This window comes from Gordonia terrae (assembly GCF_001698225.1).
In the GTDB taxonomy this organism is placed as follows: Bacteria; Actinomycetota; Actinomycetes; order Mycobacteriales; family Mycobacteriaceae; genus Gordonia; species Gordonia terrae.
In genome coordinates, this window is the sequence record NZ_CP016594.1 from 3,641,403 (window position 1) to 3,660,312 (window position 18,910).

Below are 18,910 nucleotides of genomic sequence, written 5' to 3' on the forward strand. Positions count from 1 at the left end.
TCTGCGGCGATCAGCTCAGAAACGCTGCGCCGGCGAAGGATCGAGTGGGGGGAAGACAGCAGGTCGGCGCTCCAGAAAGGACATGACGCCCTCCCGAGCATCATCGGAGTCGACTCGACCGGCGTAGATTCGGGACTCCTGGGCCGCAGCCGGACCCGGGTGGGAGTGGAGCCACGCGCTCGAGAGCAACCTCTTGGACAATGCCACGGACGTAGGCGAGGTGTCCCGGGCGAACAATCGCGCGTACTCATGGGCGACCGACATCACCTGATCGGCTGGGACCACCTTCGTGAGGAAGCCCGCTTCGTAAGCCTCAGCTGCATCGAAGACTCGGCCCGTCAGCAACCAATCGGCAGCACGACCCAACCCGACCAGTCGCGGGAGGAACCAGGACGACGCACCTTCGGGGACGACACCCCGCTGAGTGAACACGAACCCGAACCGGGCGTTCTCACTCGCGATGCGGATGTCCATCGCTGCGGCGATCGTCGCCCCGCCGCCGATGGCATGCCCGTTCAACGCTGCGATGACCGGCTTGCACATCGAGAACAACCGCTCGCTGATCCGGCCCGCCGGCTCACGGTAACCCGTCGGGGTGTGACCGTCGACGTCCTCGACCAGCGCTCGCGACAGCGTCTCGGGCCCGTCGAGATCGGCTCCCACGGAGAAGGATTCGCCGGCTCCGGTGACGATCACCGCGCGGACATCAGGATCGCGGTCGGCACGATCCAAGGCATGGAGGGCATCCACGAGCATCTGGACCCGCATGCCGTTGCGGCGCTGCGGAGCATCGAGTGTGATGACGGCGACGCCATCCGCGATCTCGTAATCCACCTCGTCGTACGATCTGTTCACAGCGCGTTGTGCTGCAGACGAACCCGTCACAGCCCGCCACCGCAGACCAGGACCTGTCCGGTGATGTAACTCGACTCCGGGCTGCACAACAGATAGACGGCCCCGGCCGCCTCCTCGACCGTTCCGGCACGTCCGAGGGCGATCCCCTTCGTCGCCGCTTCCATCACCGCCGGATCCATCCCGACCCTGATGTCGCGGTCCTCGACCTTGATCGTCTTCGCCTCAGTGGTCACCGACGTCAGACGCGTGCTGATCACGCCGTAGGCCACCGCGTTGGAGGTCACGTTGTAGCGTCCCCACTCCTTGGCGATGGTCTTGGTGAGGCCGACCATTCCGGCTTTGGCCGACGAATAGTTCGCCTGGCCGGGGTTGCCGAGCAGACCCGAGGTCGAGGAGATGTTGACGACCTTGCGGCAGGGAACCGAACCCTGCTCGCGCTCCCGTTTGACCGCTGCGCTGATGACCGGTTGAGCGGCGCGCAGGATTCGGAACGGCGCGGTCAGATGCACATCGAGGATGTCGGCCCACTGCTTGTCGGTCATCTTCTGGATCACACTGTCCCAGGTGTAGCCGGCGTTGTTCACGATGATGTCGACACCGCCGAAGTTGTCCACCGCGGTCGTCACGAAACGGTCGGCGAATTCGGGGTCGGTGACGCTGCCGATGCAGGCGACCGCCTGCCCTCCTGCTGACTCGATCTCGGCCACAACCTCTTTCGCCGGCTCTGGATCGAGGTCGTTGACCACCACCCGAGCTCCCTCGGAAGCGAGCTTCACGGCAACCGCACGGCCGATTCCTCGGCCCGAACCCGATACCAGCGCGACTTTGTCCTGCAGTTTCTGCACGCTCACGTGCTGCCTCCCAAGGCGTCTCGGCGTTCGTGGGGTCCGCGCGATTGCCGCGCCGCCCCACCGGTGTGGAATCTTGTGATCGTAGTCACTGGGGTGAATGCTAACTTCGGCCTATATGAAGAGTCAATAGCCCACTGACTGGTGAAATGAGCGTGTTGTTAGTGACGACTTTATGTGATTTGGTGATGTCACCAGCCTCGAGAACACACCGAACGAAAGATGGACCATGACGAATGTCTGCATCAGCGGTGTAGGGATAATGCCCTTCACCAAGCCGGGCAAGAGCCAGACCTATGACCAGATGGGCGCAACCGCCGCGCGCGCGGCGCTCGCCGACGCGGGACTGGACTACTCCGACGTGCAACAGGCCTATGTGGGCTATGTCTACGGCGATTCGACATCCGGGCAGAACGCGCTGTACGAGATCGGCATGAGCGGCATCCCGGTCGTCAACGTCAACAACAACTGCTCGACCGGTTCGAGCGCCCTGTGGTTGGCTCGCCAGGCCGTCGCCGCCGGCACCGCCGACTGCGTGCTCGCTCTGGGGTTCGAGCAGATGCAGCCCGGAGCGCTGGTCAACGCCTACGGCGATCGCCCCAGCCCCACCGAGCGTGGCGAGAAGATCGCGCAGTCGCGGCCCGACGGCGACGCGCCCGCACCCATGGCTGCCAAGATGTTCGGTGGCGCAGGCATCGAGTACATGGACCGTCACGGAGTCACGGCAGAGGTCTTCGGCCGTGTCTCGGTGAAGGCACGGACCCACGCCGGCCGGAATCCGCTGGCGGTGTTCCGCGATCCGATCGACCTCGACACTGTGATGACGTCGAAGCAGATCTGGGGACCCTTGACCCTGCTGATGTGCTGCCCGCCGACCAACGGCGCAGCCGCAGCCATCGTCTGCAGCGAGGAGTTCGCCCGCGCCCGGGGCATCGACGCCAGCGTCCGCCTCCGCGCGCAATCGATGGTGACCGACGTCCCCGGGACCTTCGACACCACCGACATGATGCGTGTAGCCGGCTACGACATGACCGCCAAAGCTGCGGCCGAAGTCTACGAGCTGTCCGGCGTCGATCCGCTCGACATCCCCGTCGTCGAACTGCACGACTGCTTCTCCACCAATGAGGTCATCACCTACGAAGGTCTCGGACTCACCCCAGAGGGCACCGCGGAGAAGTTCGTCCTCGACGGCGACAACACCTACGGCGGTCGCGTCGTGACCAACCCGTCCGGCGGCCTGTTGTCCAAGGGGCATCCACTCGGAGCCACGGGCCTCGCCCAGTGCGCCGAGTTGGTGTGGCAGTTGCGCGGCCAGGCCGGCGATCGCCAGGTCGAGGGCGCTCGTCTCGCCCTGCAGCACAATCTCGGACTGGGCGGTGCATGCGTCGTGAGTCTGTACGAGAAGGTGTCATGATGCCTCTCGACCGAGCGATTCTCGACGTCGAGTCCCCTACCGTCGTCGCCGACATAGAACGCGGCCGTATCCGCCAGTTCGCCACCGCCATCGGCGAATGCGATCCGATCCATCACGACCGTGACGCCGCGGTCGCCGCCGGCCATCCCGACGTCCTCGCGCCGCCGACCTTCCTCTTCGGTCTCGAGCTGGAGAACTCCGACGTATTCGGCGACCTCGCGGCACACGGGGTCGACCTGGGTACGGTTCTCCACGGCGAACAGCGGTTCAGATACTTCGCCGACGTGCACGCAGGCGACACCGTCGGCTTCGCCACCCGTTACGTCGACGCCTACTCGAAAGCCGGGGGCGCCCTGGACTTCCTGGTGCGACGTACGACGGTGAGCCGCGGCGACGAGGTGGTCGCAGAACTCGAGAGCGTCAGCGTGATCAGAAATCCACAGGAACCGACATGAGCGCACCAGCCCCCGGCGACGTGGTCGCCGAATTGAGACCCGGCGCGGTGACCCGCACCACGCTCGCGCTCTTCGCCGGAGCATCAGGCGATCACAACCCCATCCACATCGACATCGATTCGGCCCGCGCCTCGGGCATGGACGACGTGTTCGCCCACGGGATGCTGTCCATGGCTTACCTGGGACGCCTGTTGACCCAGCGCTTTCCGCAGAGCAGTATCCGGGAGCTGTCGACGCGATTCACCGCGATCACACCGGTCCTCGCCGAGCCGGTCCTCACCGCCACCGTGAAAGAGCTGGTGAGCGTCGACGACGAGCAGCGCGTCGTGCTCGATCTCGACGTCCGGCTGGCGGATGGCACCCGAACGCTTGCCGGCACCGCCGTCGTGGCTTGGTCCGGTCCTGATCGGGACGCGAATGCGACACTTGCTCCATGACCGACACCACCCACGTCGCGCCCACCTCCCTCACCCGGGGTGAACATCGAGCCGAACAGATCGTGCGAGCCGCGACCCTACTGTTCCAGGATCTGGGATATCAGAACGTCAGCATCGACCAGATCGGCTCGGCGGTCGGCCTCACCGGCCCGGCCATGTACCGGCATTTCAAAGGGAAGTACGCAATCCTGGTGCAGGCGTTGCGCAGCCAGGTCGCCCTGGTCGAAAACCTGACCGACCGGGCGGATCGACAAGGCACGACCCCGCAGGAGCGTCTCGATCTGTTTCTCGACGGCCTTTCCGACATCACCGCCAACGGCGACGAAGCCACCCTGTGGCGTCGAGAACAGCGACACCTGCGCGACGCCGATCGGGCCGAGTTCGAGGACGACTTCCGCAAGAACCGCGACCGCATCGCATCGAAGATCGCCGCAGTCAGACCGGAGACCCGCAAGCAGGACCGAGAATTGCTCGGGTTCGCGGTGTTGACCATGTACTCCAACACCCCCAGTGTTCGAGGCAATCTGACGCCCGAACGCCTGATCAGCGTCCAGCAGGCGATCGCTCGAGAAATCATCAACTGCCGACTCCCCGCTGTCGACACCGACGTCGTCACGGCCCCCACGCCGGCACTTCGTCGGCCCGCCGGTCGCCGGGAGCGAATCCTCACGGCCTCGACCGCCTTGTTCGACGAGCGAGGCTTCTACGACGTGCGTATCGATGACATCGCGAAGGCGTCGGAGATGTCGGTGGCGACTCTGTATCAGCATGTGACCGGCAAGACCCAGGTGCTGAGCGCGATCCTGGAGCGTGGTGCCGAAGGTCTGCTCTACGTCACCGCCGAAGCCCTGGCACACGCGACGACGCCGGCGGAAGTTCTCCGGACGCTCATCGACACCTATGTTCGCCAGGCACTCGGCGTTCATGGACGCATCATGCACATTCTCGCCGCGGACCTTCTCTATCTCTCCGACGACGAACAGCTCCGCCTGCGCGAAACCCAGCGCGAATACATCGCCGAGTGGATGGAGGCGATCTCCGCGCTGTCCGACGAGGTGACCGGCGACGACGCGCGCGCACTCGCGCAGGCGGCGATCGCCGTCATCACCGACGTCTGCCAGAACCCCGAACTCAAGTCCCGTCCGGGCCTCGCCGAGCAACTGTCGGCGCTCGCACACGCAATGGTCATTCCCAGGGGTCTCGAACCCTCGTGATGTCCCACATTCCGAAGGAACGCACGCCATGTCCTCTTCCGAACCCCGCAGCGCCGTCGTCATAGGAGGTGCCTCCGGAATCGGAGCCGCGATCGCACGCGCGCTGGCCGCCGACGGAGCGGTGGTCACCGTCGCCGACCGCAATCTCGACCTCGCCGAATCCATTGCCGCCGAGCTGGGTTCGCCGCATGATGCCGCAGCGGTCGACGTCGTCGACGAAGACTCGGTCCGCGAACTGTTCCACTCCGTTCGAGCGCACCGCGGGCACGTGGACGTCGTCGTGAACAGCGCCGGACTCAGCGTCGCCGGAGCGGTCACGGACTTGGCCATCGAGAAGTTCCGCCGCGTTGTCGATGTCTGTCTCACCGGAGCGTTCGCGGTCATCAAGCAGGCGGCGCGGGCAATGGACGACGGCGGGGTCATCATCTCGCTGTCGTCGCTGAACGCGCGGCAGCCGGGAACCGGGATGAGCGCCTACTGCTCGGCGAAGGCCGGCCTGGCCATGCTCACCCAGGTGGCCGCACTCGAGCTCGCCGAGCGGAAGATCCGCGTCAATGCGATCGCGCCCGGAATCGTGATGACTCCCCTCACGACACCGTCGATGTCGGTGCCGGGCCTCGAGGAGGACTACCTGGCCAACACCCCGCTGGGGCGGTCGGGAACTCCCGAGGAGGTCGCCGAAGCCGCCGTCTACATGACGCACGCGTCATGGCTCACCGGAGAGAGCCTCGACCTCAACGGCGGCGCACACCTGGCCCGCTACCCGGATCTGCTGGGCCACTTCCAGCGCGCCTCGGCCGGGTGACCGACGCCTGACGCCACTCAGTCGAGCCGCCAGTCCTCGTACGCGCGTGGGTCGTTGATCGGTTCGACGTGCATCGTCACGTTCAGTCCGTCGACCGCGCTGCGCAGTTCGTCCTCGACCCGCTCGGCGAGGTCGTGTGCGCGCTGCACCGACCAGTCGCCGGGCACCAGCATGTGCATCTGCACGAATCGCTCATGACCCGCCTCGCGCGTGCGGATGTCGTGGAAGTCGATTCGATCGGCGCGGTGCGCGGCGAGGACCCGGTCGATGGTGGCCCGCTCGTCGTCGGGCAGTGCCGCGTCCATCAGCCCCGCACCGGATCGCCACACCAGCCGGCCGCCCACGACCAGGATGTTGACCGCCACCGCGATGGCGATCAGGGGATCGAGCGGCAGCCAGCCCGTGGCGGCCACCAGGAAGACGCCGACGACCACCCCGATGGTCGTCCACACGTCGGTCATGAGGTGTTTGCCGTCGGCTTCGAGTGTCAGTGACCGATGGCGGCGCCCGGCTCGGATGAGCACCCAGCCGACGACCGCATTGACGGCGGTCGCACCGATCGAGATCGCCAGTCCGACACCGACTTCCTCGAGCTCCTGCGGATGGAACAGACGGTCGGCGGCCGTGACGATGATGACGACCGCCGCGACGACGATCATCACGCCCTCGAACACCGCCGAGAAGTACTCGGCCTTCGTGTGTCCGAAGTTGTGACTCCGGTCGGCAGGCTTCGCCGCCACCCGCAGAGCGACGAAGGCTCCCACCGCCGCAACGAGATTGACCACCGACTCCAGCGCGTCGGAGAGCAGACCGACCGAACCGGTGATCCGCCACGCGATCAGCTTGAGACCGATCACGACGATCGCGGTCGCGATGCTCAGTACCGCGAACGCCGACAGATCACGGCGTGGGGTGCGCGTCGTCACGGCCATGCCCCCGGTCAGGCCGCGAGCCCCCGGCGCCGCAGCAACGGGTCTATCCGCGGTCGGCGACCGATCAGGCCTTCGTGCGCGACAAGCGGATCGACGCTGTCGCCGCGGGACAGAGTGGCGTCGGCGAATCGCCGGCCGTTCTCGCGCTGCAGCCCGCCCTCGGCGAGGAACCACTGCTCGGTCTCGGCGTCGAGCACCTCCGACCAGATGTAGCTGTAGTACCCGGCGGAGTAGCCGCCGCCGAAGATGTGGTTGAAGTACGCACTCCGGTAGCGCGGCGGGATCAGCTCGGTGTGGAGTCCCGCGTCGGCGAGCGCCTGCGACTCGAAGGTCTCGACATCGGCGATCGCCTCGGCCTCCGACACGGACAGCCGATGCCAGGCGAGGTCCAGGGAGGACGCGGCGAGGTATTCGATGGTCCCGTGTGCAGATTCGGTTCCGGCCGATTCCCGTGCCGCCTCGGCCAGTTCGGCCGGGATGGGCTCGCCGGTCTCGTGGTGCCGGGCGTAGTTGGCCAGCACTTCGGGGTGCAGCGCCCACATCTCGTTCACCTGCGACGGAAACTCGACGAAGTCCCGCGGGACCGACGTACCGGACTGCGACGGGTACTCGACCGACGACAACAGCCCGTGCAGCGCGTGTCCGAACTCGTGGAAGAGGGTGGTGAGCTGATCCATCGTGAGCAGACACGGCTGTCCGGCATCGGGCTTGGTCAGGTTCAGCACGTTCACGATGATCGGATGGGTCTGCAGCACCGACGACTGGTCGACGATGTTGTTCATCCATGCGCCACCGCGTTTCGACGGTCGGGCATAGAAGTCGCCGAGGAACAGGCCGATGCCGACGCCCGTGTCGTCGCGCACCTCCCACGCGCGTACGTCCGGGTGATACAGCGGCAGATCGGTCAGCTCGACGAAGCGCAGTCCGTACAACGTGTTCGCGGCGTGGAAGACGCCCCGGGTCAGCACCGTGTCGAGTTCGCAGTAGTCCGCGAACCCGTCGAGTGGCACCGACGCCTGCGACCGCTTCTCGCGGTCGAGCCAGTACGTGAGATCGGCGGGACCGATCGGCACATCGCCCGCGAATTCGGTGAGACGGGTGAGTTCGCGGCCGCCGGCACGCATGGCCGACGCGTTGAGTTCCCGGAGCATGTCGTCGACCGCCGCCGGGTTCGGTGCGGTCTGCTCGGCGATGACGAACTCGGCATGGTCGCGGTAACCGAGCAATTCGGCGCGCCGCGCCCGCAAGCGGACGATCTCGAGGACCAGGTCGCGGGTGTCGTGCTCGTTGCCTCGAGCGCACCGGTTCACCGATGCTTCGAACACCCGTTGCCGCACATCGGCGTTCGCCAGTTCGGTCAGCACCGACTGGCTCGTCGGCAACTCGAGCGTGATGAGGTGCCCGTTCTCGTGTCCCGCCTCGATCGCGGCGCGTCGCGCGGCCGCGATCTGCCCGGCGGACAGGCCGTCGAGGTCGGTTGCGTCGCCGACGAGAACCGCCGATTCGTTGGTGTCGTCGAGGATCTTCTGGGAGAACGTCGTAGTGAGATAGGCCAGCCGGGAGGCGATCTCGCGCATCTCCTGCTGCGCGTCGGCCGGGAGTCCGGCGCCGGCGCGAACGGATTCCCGGTACCGCTTGTCGAGCAGCCGACGCTGCGGCTCGGTGAGGCCGAGATCGTCGGCGCGCGCGTGGAGGTCGGAGATGCGCTCGAACAGAACCTGATTCATCGCGATCGTGTTCGCGTGATCGGTGAGGAGCGTCGAGAGCTCCTGGGAGATCTCGTTCCGCTTCGGGTTCGTGTCCGGTCCCACGAGGTTGAAGAAGATGCCCGACGCCCGGGCCAGATCGCGACCCGAGAGCTCGAGCGCCTCGATCGTGTTGACGAACGTGGGCGCTGCGACCTCGGCCGCGATCGCTTCCACCTCGGCGACATGTGACGCCATGGCCGAGGTGAACGCCGGCAGGAAGTCGTCGTCGGAGATCGACCTGAAGTCGGGGAGATCGTAGGGCAGACCGCTGTGTACCAGTACCGGATTCACGCTCGTGGCGCCCTGCCCTGCAGCCATCGTCTCCCCTTCGGTCATCACTTCCCCTTCGGCTTGTCACCCACCGCGTCGGTGGAGAGCGCGGCCACGAACGCCTCCTGCGGGACGTCGACCCGGCCGATGGTCTTCATCCGCTTCTTGCCCTCTTTCTGCTTCTCGAGCAGCTTGCGCTTACGGCTGATGTCGCCGCCGTAACACTTCGCGAGCACGTCTTTGCGGATGGCGCGGATGTTCTCGCGCGCGATGATCTTGGAGCCGACCGCAGCCTGCACGGGGACTTCGAACTGCTGACGCGGGATGAGCTCCTTGAGCTTGATCGCCATCCGGTTGCCGTACGCGTAGGCGGCATCCTTGTGCACGATCGCACTGAACGCGTCCACGGCCTCGCCCTGCAGGAGGATGTCGACCTTCACCAGGTCGGCCTCCTGTTCGCCCGCCTCCTCGTAGTCGAGGCTGGCGTAGCCACGCGTGCGGGACTTCAGCGCGTCGAAGAAGTCGAAGATGATCTCCGCCATCGGCAGCGTGTACCGCAGTTCCACGCGCGTCTCCGACAGGTAGTCCATGCCGCCGAGCTCGCCGCGGCGGGACTGACACAGCTCCATGATCGCGCCGATGAACTCGCTCGGCGCGATGACCGTCGTCTTGACGATCGGCTCGTAGATGTGCCGGGTCTTGCCCTCCGGCCAGTCCGACGGGTTGGTGACCACGTGCTCGGAACCGTCTTCCATCTCCACGCGGTAGACGACATTGGGGGCGGTCGAGATCAGGTCGAGGTTGAACTCGCGCTCGAGTCGTTCGCGGGTGATCTCCATGTGCAGCAGGCCGAGGAAGCCGCAGCGGAACCCGAAGCCGAGCGCGACCGAGGTCTCCGGCTCGAAGGTCAGTGCGGCGTCGTTGAGTTGCAGCTTCTCGAGTGCCTCACGCAACACCGGGTAGTCGGAGCCGTCGAGCGGATACAGACCCGAGTAGACCATCGGCTGCGGCTCCCGGTACCCGGTGAGCGCCTGCTCGGCGCCGTGCCGGGCGGTGGTGACGGTGTCACCGACCTTCGACTGCCGCACGTCCTTCACACCGGTGATCAGGTAACCGACCTCGCCGACACCCAGACCCTTGGTCGGCTTCGGCTCCGGGGACACGATGCCCACCTCGAGCAACTCGTGCGTGGTCCCGGTCGACATCATCAGGATCTTCTCCCGCGGCACGACCTTGCCGTCGACGACACGGACGTAGGTGACCACGCCGCGGTAGGTGTCGTAGACCGAGTCGAAGATCATCGCCCGCGCCGGGGCATCGGGGTCGCCCACCGGGGCGGGCACCGAGCGGATGACCTCGTCGAGCAGTTCGGTCACGCCGACACCGGTCTTGCCCGACACCCGCAGCACGTCCTCGGGTTCGCATCCCACGATGTGCGCGAGCTCGGCGGCGTAGCGCTCGGGGTCGGCCGCGGGCAGATCGATCTTGTTCAGCACCGGGATGATGGTGAGGTCGTTCTCCATCGCCAGATACAGGTTGGCGAGCGTCTGCGCCTCGATGCCCTGCGCGGCGTCGACGAGGAGCACCGCGCCCTCACACGCCTCGAGCGCGCGCGAGACCTCATAGGTGAAGTCGACGTGCCCGGGGGTGTCGATGAGATGCAGGACGTAGTCCTCGTCGCCCGCCGCGGACTTCACCGTCCAGGGCAGACGCACGTTCTGCGCCTTGATGGTGATGCCGCGCTCGCGCTCGATGTCCATCCGGTCGAGATATTGCGCCCGCATCTGCCGCTCTTCGACGACGCCGGTGAGCTGCAGCATCCGGTCCGCCAGCGTCGACTTGCCGTGGTCGATGTGGGCGATGATGCAGAAGTTCCGGATACGTGCCGGATCGGTGAAGGTGGTGTCGGCGAAGTTGGGAATGGGAACTACTCCTCGAACGAGAACTGCGGTAGAGAACGGATGCGGATACAGGTTGTGGTCCAGTTTCTCATGACCGGCCGACGCACCGCGCCCGGCCACGTTTCCATCAGGCCCGCGAACACGCGGCGAGGCGCTACCGTGGCAGCCGTGTCCGCGTCCACCGTCACCACCATCGAGTCCGACGACGTCGCCGCCGAGGTCCACCGTCCGGGCACCCCGGGTCGGGCCACGTTCGTCCTCGCGCACGGCGCGGGCGGTAATCGCGACGCCGTGATCCTCCGCGCCCTGGCCGACGAGCTGTGCGACCGCGGGTTCGTCGTCGCCCGCATCGACCTGCCGTACCGGCGACGTCGCCCCAAGGGACCGCCCAGCCCGTCGACCTCACCCGCCGACCGGGACGGGATCCGTGCGGCGTGTGCCACGTTCCGCGGCGAGTCCGACGGGCCGCTGTTCGTCGGCGGACACTCCTATGGTGGCCGGCAGGCCTCGATGGCCGTCGCCGACGACGGGCGGGCCCTGGCCGACGGTCTGCTGCTGACGTCCTATCCGCTGCATCCCCCCGGCAAACCCGACCGGCTGCGCACCGAGCACCTGCCGTCGATCACCGTGCCCACGCTCGTGGTCCACGGCAGCACCGACCCGTTCGGCACCACCGACGAGATGAGCCGGGCCATCGCTCTCATCGATGCGCCGACGCACATCGTCGAACTGGAGAAGGTCGGACACGACCTCAATCCGAAGCGGAAGCCGACCGCGTCTCTCACCGCCGACGCGGTACGCGACTTCCTGTTGCCCCTGTTCCCGGATACCGAGGAGACACACCAGTGACCAGCCGCGACGTCCGGCCCGATCTCAGGCCGACCGGCGACCTCGCCCGCACCATCAGCTACTCCCCCGACCTCGACGGCGACGCCGATCCGGGCGAGATCGTGTGGACCTGGGTCGCCTACGAGGACGATCCGAGCCAGGGGAAGGACCGGCCGGTACTGGTCGTCGGCCGCGACGCCCGTGCCGAACAGGCCGACACCGTGCTCGGCCTCATGCTGTCGAGCAAGGACCACCGGTCCGACGGCAATTGGCTTCCCGTGGGATCGGGCCCATGGGACTCCCAGGGCCGGCCCAGCTTCGTCCGCCTCGACCGCGTGCTCGTCGTCGACGATGACGGAATCCGCCGGGAGGGAGCGATTCTCGGTCGTCCGACGTTCGACGCCATCGCGAACGAACTGCGCGAACACCACGGCTGGCGGTGACCGGCGTGAATCCTCAGGCGAGCCTGGTGATCTCGACGATGACGTCAAGATCGGTGGCACCCCCGCCGGTGTAGATGCCTTTCAGCGGCGACACGTCGGCGTAGTCACGGCCCACCCCGACCGACACATGCTGTTCGGTGATCGGTGTGTCGTTGGTGGGGTCGTAACCCCACCAGCCACCGGTCCACGCCTCGATCCAGGCGTGGCTCTGCCCCTGCACCGTCTTGTCGATCTCGGCGTCGGGTTCGGGATGGAGATAGCCGGATACGTACCGAGCAGGGATGCCGAGACCGCGGAGCATCAACAGGGTCAGGTGCGCATAGTCCTGACACACGCCTTTACGATCGGTCCACGCATCGACGGCCGTCGTGTGCACCCCGGTGGTCCCCGGCACGTACTCCATCTCGGTGTGGACGAACCGGCTCACCTCTTCGACCGCCTCCTGCGGCGTCAGGCCCTTGGTCACTCTCTTGGCTGTCGACAACAGCTGCCTGTTTCTCGCCACGAATTCTGTGTACGAGAGCATTTCGTCGTACCGGTCTTTCACGGCGTCGCCGTTGATGTCATCCCACGAGGCCTCGTCGTCCTCGGACGGACGATGTCCGCGCTCGGTCTCGACGACCGACAGTCCCGAGACCTCGAGTTCGTGGTGCGGGGCATGCAGATCGAATGCGGTGACCGCCGTGCCCCAGTAATCCGTGTAGCGGTAGGACCTCGTCGCGGGGATGGTCTCGACGCGGTTCACGATGACGTTCTGCCTGGTGTCACTGCGGGGAGTGAGCCGGGCTTCGTTGTACGACGAGGTGACCGGGCTGTGGTAGGCGAAACCGGTGGAATGGACGACACGCAGGCGCCAGCTCACAGTTCACTCTCCTCGATGACGTGCGAGTCGCTGACCCGGGCGTCGGCCCACGAGACATAGGGCGACACATGGAAATACTGTTTCGTGACGGCTTCGTTCACGGCCTGGCAGGTGTCCTGCAGGTCGACGAGGCGGTCCTGCAGATCGTCGAGCAACTTCCCCGGCTCGAGGAACTCCAGCGAACTGCGCGCACGACCGAGGAGCAGTTGCGCCTCCGCCTGGGCGCCGACCCTGCTGGGCCCCTTCTCGAGCTGGCCCAGATTGTGCTCGGCGACGCTGAGCGCGTGGAAGATCGACCGCGGGAACAGTCGGTCGAGGAGCATGAACTCGACGATGTTCTCCGCGTCCAGGACACCGCGGTAGGTGCGCAGGTAGGTGTCGTGCCCGCCGGCGGACACGAGCACGTTGACCCATGCCGGCGACGACGTCCGATCACCGGCGCGGGACAACAACATCCGGATCGTCATGTCGACCCGCTCCACCGACCGGCCCAGCAACAGGTACCGGTAGCCGTCGTCGTGGCTGAGGGTCGCATCGGCGAGGCCGGCGAACATCGCCGCCCGGTTCTTCACATACGACAGGAACTCGTGCGGACCGAGACGACGTGACCGACGCTCGGCGGCGTCGAGCCCGTTGTAGGTGGTGTTCAAGCACTCCCACAACTCGCTCGAGGTGACCTCGCGCGCGCCGCGGGCATTCTCCCGCGCCGCGCGGATGAGGTCGACGATCGATCCCACCGCATCGGCGTCGTAGGCGACGCGCTCGGTCAGCGACCAGACATCGAGTTCGTCGTCGTCCTCCGGCGCCGTGAGACCGAGCACCTGGATGATCAGTCGCGCCTGCCGGTCGACGTCGACCGTGGTGTCCTCGAGGATCTGGTGGATCGCGACGTCGAGGATTCGCGCCATGTCATCGGCGCGCTCGACGTACCTGCCGATCCAGTACAGCGACTCCGCGTTCCGGGCCAGCATCATCGGACGTCACCGCCCTGCCGCTGCGACATCGTGCCGGACCGGGTTGCCCTGCCGGGCAGAGACATCGAATCCAGTTGCTGCGTCATGTCACCCAGCTGCTGGGTCATCGAACCCTGCTGTTGCTGCTGGGTCTGCGTGTGTACCGGATCGGGGGCGCTCTCGGCGGGGCGGGCGGCGGCGACGCCGCTCGTCGTGACGACTTTCGCACCCGACAGCTCGCGATCCCCCTCCGAGGTGCGCGAGGCGAGCACCCAGGTGTCCTTGGAACCGCCGCCCTGGCTCGAGTTCACGACCAGCGATCCCTCGGGGAGCGCGACCCGGGTGAGACCGCCGGGCAGGACCCACACGGACTCACCGTCGTTGACCGCGAACGGACGCAGGTCGACGTGGCGCGGACGGATGTCGTCGCCGATCTTGGTCGGCACCGTCGACAGCTGCACCACCGGCTGCGCGATCCACCCGCGCGGGTCGTTGCGGACCTTGCGCGCCAGGGCGTCCAATTCGGCCCCGGTCGCGTCGGGTCCGAAGACGATGCCGTATCCACCCGACCCCTCAACGGGTTTGACGACGAGTTCGTCGATGCGGTCGAGCACCTCCTCGCACTCGTCGGGCAGCCAGCAGCGCAACGTGTCCACGTTCTGCAGGCTCGGCTTCTCGCCGAGGTAGTACTGGATGATCTCCGGGACGTAGGTGTAGATCAGCTTGTCGTCGCCGACGCCGTTGCCGACGGCGCTGGAGATCACGACGTTGCCCGCGCGGGCCGCGTTGAGCAGGCCGGCCACACCGAGCATCGAATCCGGGCGGAACTGCATGGGGTCGAGGTAGTCGTCGTCGATGCGTCGGTAGATGACGTCGACCCGCTGCTCGCCCTCGGTGGTGCGCATGTACACGACGTTGTCGCGGCAGAAGAGGTCTCGACCCTCCACCAGCTCGACGCCCATCAGCCGCGCCAGCAGCGAGTGCTCGAAGTAAGCGGAGTTCGCCACACCGGGGGTGAGCACGACGATGTTCGGGTCGGCCTCGTTGAACGCTGCCGATGCACGCAGGGCGCGGAGCAGGTGACTCGGATAGTCGGCGACCGCGCGGACCTTGTGCTTGGAGAACAGGTCTGGGAACACGCGCGCCATGGCCCGCCGGTTCTCGAGCACATAGGACACGCCCGACGGCGACCGCAGGTTGTCCTCGAGGACGCGGAAGTCACCGTTCTCGTCGCGGATGAGGTCGATACCCGCGACGTGGATGCGAACACCGTTGGGCGGGCGGATGTTTGCGGCCTGCCGGTGAAAGTGCTCGCAGGAGTGGACGAGCCGCTTGGGCAACACCCCGTCGCGCAGGATCTCCTGCTCGCCGTAGATGTCGTCGAGGAAGAGTTCGAGGGCCTGCACGCGCTGGGTGATGCCGGCCTCGAGCTTGTTCCATTCCGCCGCCGAGATCACCCGCGGCACAACATCCAACGGGAACGGACGCTCCTTGCCCGAGAGCGAGAACGTCACCCCCTGGTCGAGGTAGGCGCGCCCGAGTGCTTCCACCCGGGCCTCGACGAGGTCGGACTGATCCTCGTCGGCCATCGCCTTGTAGATGCCGCGGTAGGGCGTGCGCACCTCGCCGGCGGCGTCGAACATCTCGTCATAAGCCTTGCCGTACGGGCCTTTTGCGTACCCGCCGAAGTTGCCGGTGAAGTTGTCCCCGGACGCGTTGTCGCCCGCACCCTTCGACGATCGGCCGCCGGAACCAGAACCCTTGGTCGAGCCGGATCGTCCGGCGGCCGGCCGCCCGGACGAGGTGGACGACGCCGCTTTCGCGGCTGCGGACTTACGCGCCGCCTTCTTGGCTGGCGCACTTGTCGATGCGGGGGTCATAAACTGCCATGGTGCTACAGAATGTCGAAATCGGCAGGACGTCGACCGGCCGTGTCACCGTCGAAGCCGGACCGCCGTCCGGCGCGCGTCGATCACGATGATCGACGCGCGGCGATCACCCGCCGCTTGACCCTGCGCAACACATTCGCCGCTCGCGTCCGCGCACGCGGACCCACCTTGGGCAGCGGCGCCGCCAACACCATCGCCGCGATGGTGTCGAGCGCGACGTCGAGCACCTCGCCGTCCGAGGGCGACGGTACGTCGCCGGCGTCGTGCTGGGGCGACACCACCAGATCGTCGAGATCGCCGGCGACGTCGTAGCCGGCCGCACGGACCGCCGTGACCATCCGCCGCGACTCCCCCGCCGCCCATTCCCGACTCTTGTCCGAGAGCCCCTGCGGCGGACCGGAGGGCGCCTCGAACAGGATCTCCCCGATCAGCTGTCCCTTGATGATCCGCTCGTACCGGCGCCATTCGATGGTCTCGGGCTGCAGGCGGCGGTTGAGGCCGCGCAGGAACTCGGCCTGCGGTGCGGACAGCGAACTGTTCAGGCTGGGGACGGGAATGCGTAGCGGGGTGGGGTCGATGTCCATCACCCGCAGGAACCGATCCCACAACGTGTCACCCCGCGCGGCCCCACGCCCCGGCACGGTGACGACGTGTACGCGCTCGGGTCCGACGAATCGCGACCAGCGTTCCAGGATGCCGATGTAGTCCTGGAACTCCCAGAACGGTTCCTCGTCCATGTCGACGGCCGGGGATTCGAGCGCGACGGCCCCATCGTTGCGGCGCCCCTCGGATGCGAACGCCACCGAGTCGACGAACTCGTCGAACGACGCCCGACGCTGGTTCTTGACGTTCTCCTGCCAGACCGACGGGAGCTGACGGCCCAGGTCCCGCACGGTCGCGATCACATGCACCTCGTCGGCGAAGGACAGATCGGCCAGCAGCCGCTCGATCTGCTCGACGGTCGCGGTGCTGTAGAGCTCGTGCGAGAGCAGCGACGCCTGCGGCCAGGCCCGGATCTGACCGAGCAGCTTCGGCCAGGTGCCCGCGAACGCGGGATCGACCCAGTCGAGGTAGCGGTCCGGCTGCAGGTGCACTGCGGCATGGAAGTGATCGGAGATCACGTTGCCCGGATACAACAGCCCGGACGACTGCAATGCCAGGTCTCGGTTTCGCCAGAGGCGATCCTGGAGGTGGGTGGTCCCGGTCTTGGGAAGGCCGATGTGCACATAAACGACGGACATGATGAGTCCACCGTAGACTTGAACTCACGATGATTCTTATTGCCCGGCGTGGCGGCCGGGTGTGTCTGCGGCGCGGATTTTGGCGGGCCGAACCCGACTGGTAATGTTGTGCGCTGTTGCGGTGACGCCGCGGAGATCCTCCGCGCGCCGACGCCGCCAGGTGCGAGTTCGGCCCCCGCGGCCGACCGCCCGACCCGAACAGACAGACATATCCACCAGCAACGACAGAGGTAACACGCGTGGCAAACATCAAGTCTCAGATCAAGCGCAATCGCACCAACGAAGCGAACCGCCAGCGCAACCAGTCGGTGAAGTCGGCCCTTCGTACCGCGATCCGCAGCTTCCGTGAGGCTGTCGAGTCCGGCGACAAGGCGAAGGCTGCCGAGCTCGGCCAGACCGCCAGCCGCAAGCTCGACAAGGCTGCCAGCAAGGGTGTCATCCACGCCAACCAGGCCGCCAACAAGAAGTCGGCCATCGCCCTCGCGGTCAACAAGCTCTGATCTGACACCGACCCCGGTCGGTCCGACGGTTCGTCCGTCGCCACATCTTCATACCTTCGCTCACCCCGGCAGCATCCACGCGGTTGCCGGGGTGAGCGGCGTTTCTCAACCCTTAACGAGTGAGCCAGCCCTTGCTGGTCGAGGCGCCCACGTCGCCCCACTGCTGGTTGAGCCGGCCCCGAGCGGAGCGAGGCGCCGAGTCGAAGCCACTCCCCGCGCCCACCTCTCGGAGTCGACCGAACGACGCTCAGCTCCGTCGGCGCCCGTCGGGCCGGAGTTCCGCGACGGTCGCGACCGCATGGGTCAAGCTGTAATCGGGGTCGGCCGCCTGCCCCTTCACATCGGCGTTGAGCGCGGCGACCACGCCGACCGCCCGGGCGATCGACTCCGAATCCCACGCCTTGGCCTTCGCCTGGACGTTCTTGACCCGGTTGGGCGGCATGCCGAGCTCTCGGGCCGCATCGAAGTGGTTGATCGATCCCATCGGCCGGATGCGGGCGATCGCGTGCACGGCCTCGGCGAGTGCGTCGGCGAGCAGCACCCTCGGCACCCCGTGGTGCAGAGCCCAGGCCAGCGACTCCAGCGCACCCGCCCGATCGCCCGTCACCGCGCGGTCGGCCACCTCGAAACCGGTCACCTCGGGACGGCCCTGGTAGTACAGCCGCACGGTCTCGCGGTCCACCTTTCCGCCGGTGTCGGCGACGAGTTGCGCACACGCGGCCGCCAGTTCACGCAGTTCCGAGCCGACGCCTTCGACGACCTGCTCGACGACGTCCGCGCCGACCTTGACACCCAGCGAACGGAATTCGTTGCGCACGAACGTCATCCGCTCCGACGGCCACTTTGGGGCCGTGGTCTCGTGCTCGACGGCGCCGGCCTTCTTGAGCGCCGGGACCATCGACTTTGCCCGCCCGCCGCCGTGGTGCACGACCATCAGCGTGATGCCCTCGGGCAGTGACGACGCCGTGGCGGCGATCAGTGCGGCCGGCTCCTTGCCCGCCTCGGCGGCCGCCTCGACGACGACGATCCGCTCCTCGGCGAACAGCGACGGGCTGAGCAGTTCGGCGAGTTCGTGTTCGCTGACATCGCCGGCACGCACCCGCGTCACCGGGACAGGCGTTCCCGCCGCCTTCGACGCCGCGTCGGCCACCGCCGAGATCACCCGGCCGGTGAGGAAGTCGTCGTCTCCGAGCAACAGGTGCAGGCGTTCGGTCACGGCGACAATGGTGCCAGACGAACACGACACGGTCGCCGGACCGCCGCCCGGTCAATCGAATACGACAAAGTGGACAGGGCCTGTGGGCGAGTGAATCGG

18 protein-coding genes are annotated in these 18,910 nt (G+C 66.9%); 8 read left to right on the forward strand and 10 right to left on the reverse strand.

All coding sequences use genetic code 11. The annotated features are described in order from the left end of the window. Positions 1 to 15: 15 nt before the first annotated feature. Positions 16 to 855, reverse strand: a complete 840-nt coding sequence (locus tag BCM27_RS16315; protein WP_033203958.1) for an enoyl-CoA hydratase-related protein — start codon at positions 853 to 855, stop codon at positions 16 to 18. Positions 856 to 881: 26 nt separating this feature from the next. Continuing rightward, the gene (locus tag BCM27_RS16320; RefSeq protein ID WP_004023053.1) at positions 882 to 1,706 is read right to left on the reverse strand and encodes an SDR family NAD(P)-dependent oxidoreductase; all 825 of its coding nucleotides are present in this window, start codon (positions 1,704 to 1,706) and stop codon (positions 882 to 884) included. Positions 1,707 to 1,932: 226 nt separating this feature from the next. Here BCM27_RS16320 and BCM27_RS16325 point away from each other — a divergent pair, with 226 nt between their 5' ends. From BCM27_RS16325 to BCM27_RS16345, 5 genes are read left to right on the forward strand one after another with little or no spacing between them, the layout of a single operon-like run. Next, positions 1,933 to 3,117 (forward strand): lipid-transfer protein, encoded by a 1,185-nt coding sequence (locus BCM27_RS16325; protein ID WP_004023054.1) that lies wholly within the window; start codon positions 1,933 to 1,935, stop codon positions 3,115 to 3,117. Further along, positions 3,117 to 3,572, forward strand: coding sequence for a MaoC family dehydratase N-terminal domain-containing protein (locus tag BCM27_RS16330; protein ID WP_004023055.1), 456 nt, complete (start codon positions 3,117 to 3,119; stop codon positions 3,570 to 3,572). Before BCM27_RS16325 ends, BCM27_RS16330 begins: the two co-directional genes overlap by 1 nt. Further along, a complete protein-coding gene (locus BCM27_RS16335; protein WP_004023056.1) occupies positions 3,569 to 4,009 on the forward strand; it encodes a MaoC/PaaZ C-terminal domain-containing protein in 441 nt (146 codons plus the stop codon). The genes BCM27_RS16330 and BCM27_RS16335 overlap by 4 nt, the downstream gene beginning before the upstream one ends. Continuing rightward, positions 4,006 to 5,223, forward strand: coding sequence for a TetR/AcrR family transcriptional regulator (locus tag BCM27_RS16340; protein WP_004023057.1), 1,218 nt, complete (start codon positions 4,006 to 4,008; stop codon positions 5,221 to 5,223). The genes BCM27_RS16335 and BCM27_RS16340 overlap by 4 nt, the downstream gene beginning before the upstream one ends. A gap of 28 nt (positions 5,224 to 5,251) precedes the next feature. Then, entirely contained in the window at positions 5,252 to 6,028 is a 777-nt protein-coding gene (locus tag BCM27_RS16345; RefSeq protein ID WP_004023058.1) for an SDR family NAD(P)-dependent oxidoreductase, read from the forward strand. A gap of 17 nt (positions 6,029 to 6,045) precedes the next feature. Here BCM27_RS16345 and BCM27_RS16350 read toward each other — a convergent pair whose 3' ends face one another. Genes BCM27_RS16350 through lepA form a run of 3 tightly spaced genes read right to left on the reverse strand, consistent with a single transcriptional unit; the run spans position 6,046 to position 10,951 of the window. After that, entirely contained in the window at positions 6,046 to 6,960 is a 915-nt protein-coding gene (locus BCM27_RS16350; RefSeq protein ID WP_004023059.1) for a cation diffusion facilitator family transporter, read from the reverse strand. Positions 6,961 to 6,968: 8 nt separating this feature from the next. Next, positions 6,969 to 9,044 (reverse strand): M3 family metallopeptidase, encoded by a 2,076-nt coding sequence (locus BCM27_RS16355; protein WP_004023060.1) that lies wholly within the window; start codon positions 9,042 to 9,044, stop codon positions 6,969 to 6,971. After that, complete coding sequence (lepA, locus tag BCM27_RS16360) at positions 9,044 to 10,951, reverse strand: translation elongation factor 4 (RefSeq protein WP_275425840.1); 1,908 nt, start codon at positions 10,949 to 10,951, stop codon at positions 9,044 to 9,046. The genes BCM27_RS16355 and lepA overlap by 1 nt, the downstream gene beginning before the upstream one ends. 87 nt (positions 10,952 to 11,038) lie before the next feature. On the opposite strand from lepA, the gene BCM27_RS16365 reads away from it, so the two are divergent. Both BCM27_RS16365 and BCM27_RS16370 read left to right on the forward strand, forming a co-directional pair. Beyond that, positions 11,039 to 11,728 carry an alpha/beta hydrolase family protein gene (locus BCM27_RS16365; protein ID WP_004023062.1) on the forward strand — a complete coding sequence of 230 codons (690 nt, stop codon included), beginning with the start codon at positions 11,039 to 11,041 and terminating at the stop codon, positions 11,726 to 11,728. After that, positions 11,725 to 12,150 (forward strand): type II toxin-antitoxin system PemK/MazF family toxin, encoded by a 426-nt coding sequence (locus BCM27_RS16370; protein ID WP_004023065.1) that lies wholly within the window; start codon positions 11,725 to 11,727, stop codon positions 12,148 to 12,150. Before BCM27_RS16365 ends, BCM27_RS16370 begins: the two co-directional genes overlap by 4 nt. Positions 12,151 to 12,163: 13 nt before the next feature. Here the strand turns inward: BCM27_RS16370 and BCM27_RS16375 are convergent, their stop codons facing one another. The 4 genes from BCM27_RS16375 to BCM27_RS16390 form a co-directional block, all read right to left on the reverse strand. Next, complete coding sequence (locus BCM27_RS16375) at positions 12,164 to 13,012, reverse strand: transglutaminase family protein (RefSeq protein WP_004023066.1); 849 nt, start codon at positions 13,010 to 13,012, stop codon at positions 12,164 to 12,166. Further along, positions 13,009 to 13,986 (reverse strand): alpha-E domain-containing protein, encoded by a 978-nt coding sequence (locus BCM27_RS16380; protein WP_004023068.1) that lies wholly within the window; start codon positions 13,984 to 13,986, stop codon positions 13,009 to 13,011. Before BCM27_RS16380 ends, BCM27_RS16375 begins: the two co-directional genes overlap by 4 nt. Then, the gene (locus BCM27_RS16385; protein ID WP_004023070.1) at positions 13,983 to 15,845 is read right to left on the reverse strand and encodes a circularly permuted type 2 ATP-grasp protein; all 1,863 of its coding nucleotides are present in this window, start codon (positions 15,843 to 15,845) and stop codon (positions 13,983 to 13,985) included. The genes BCM27_RS16380 and BCM27_RS16385 overlap by 4 nt, the downstream gene beginning before the upstream one ends. Positions 15,846 to 15,937: 92 nt before the next feature. Beyond that, positions 15,938 to 17,095 carry a hypothetical protein gene (locus BCM27_RS16390; protein ID WP_004023071.1) on the reverse strand — a complete coding sequence of 386 codons (1,158 nt, stop codon included), beginning with the start codon at positions 17,093 to 17,095 and terminating at the stop codon, positions 15,938 to 15,940. A gap of 239 nt (positions 17,096 to 17,334) precedes the next feature. On the opposite strand from BCM27_RS16390, the gene rpsT reads away from it, so the two are divergent. After that, positions 17,335 to 17,595: a 30S ribosomal protein S20 gene (gene rpsT, locus BCM27_RS16395; RefSeq protein WP_004023072.1), complete on the forward strand. Its 261-nt coding sequence runs from the start codon at positions 17,335 to 17,337 to the stop codon at positions 17,593 to 17,595. A gap of 247 nt (positions 17,596 to 17,842) precedes the next feature. On the opposite strand, the gene holA is transcribed toward rpsT, so the two are convergent. Then, the gene (gene holA, locus BCM27_RS16400) at positions 17,843 to 18,811 is read right to left on the reverse strand and encodes a DNA polymerase III subunit delta (RefSeq protein WP_033203961.1); all 969 of its coding nucleotides are present in this window, start codon (positions 18,809 to 18,811) and stop codon (positions 17,843 to 17,845) included. Positions 18,812 to 18,910 lie beyond the last annotated feature (99 nt).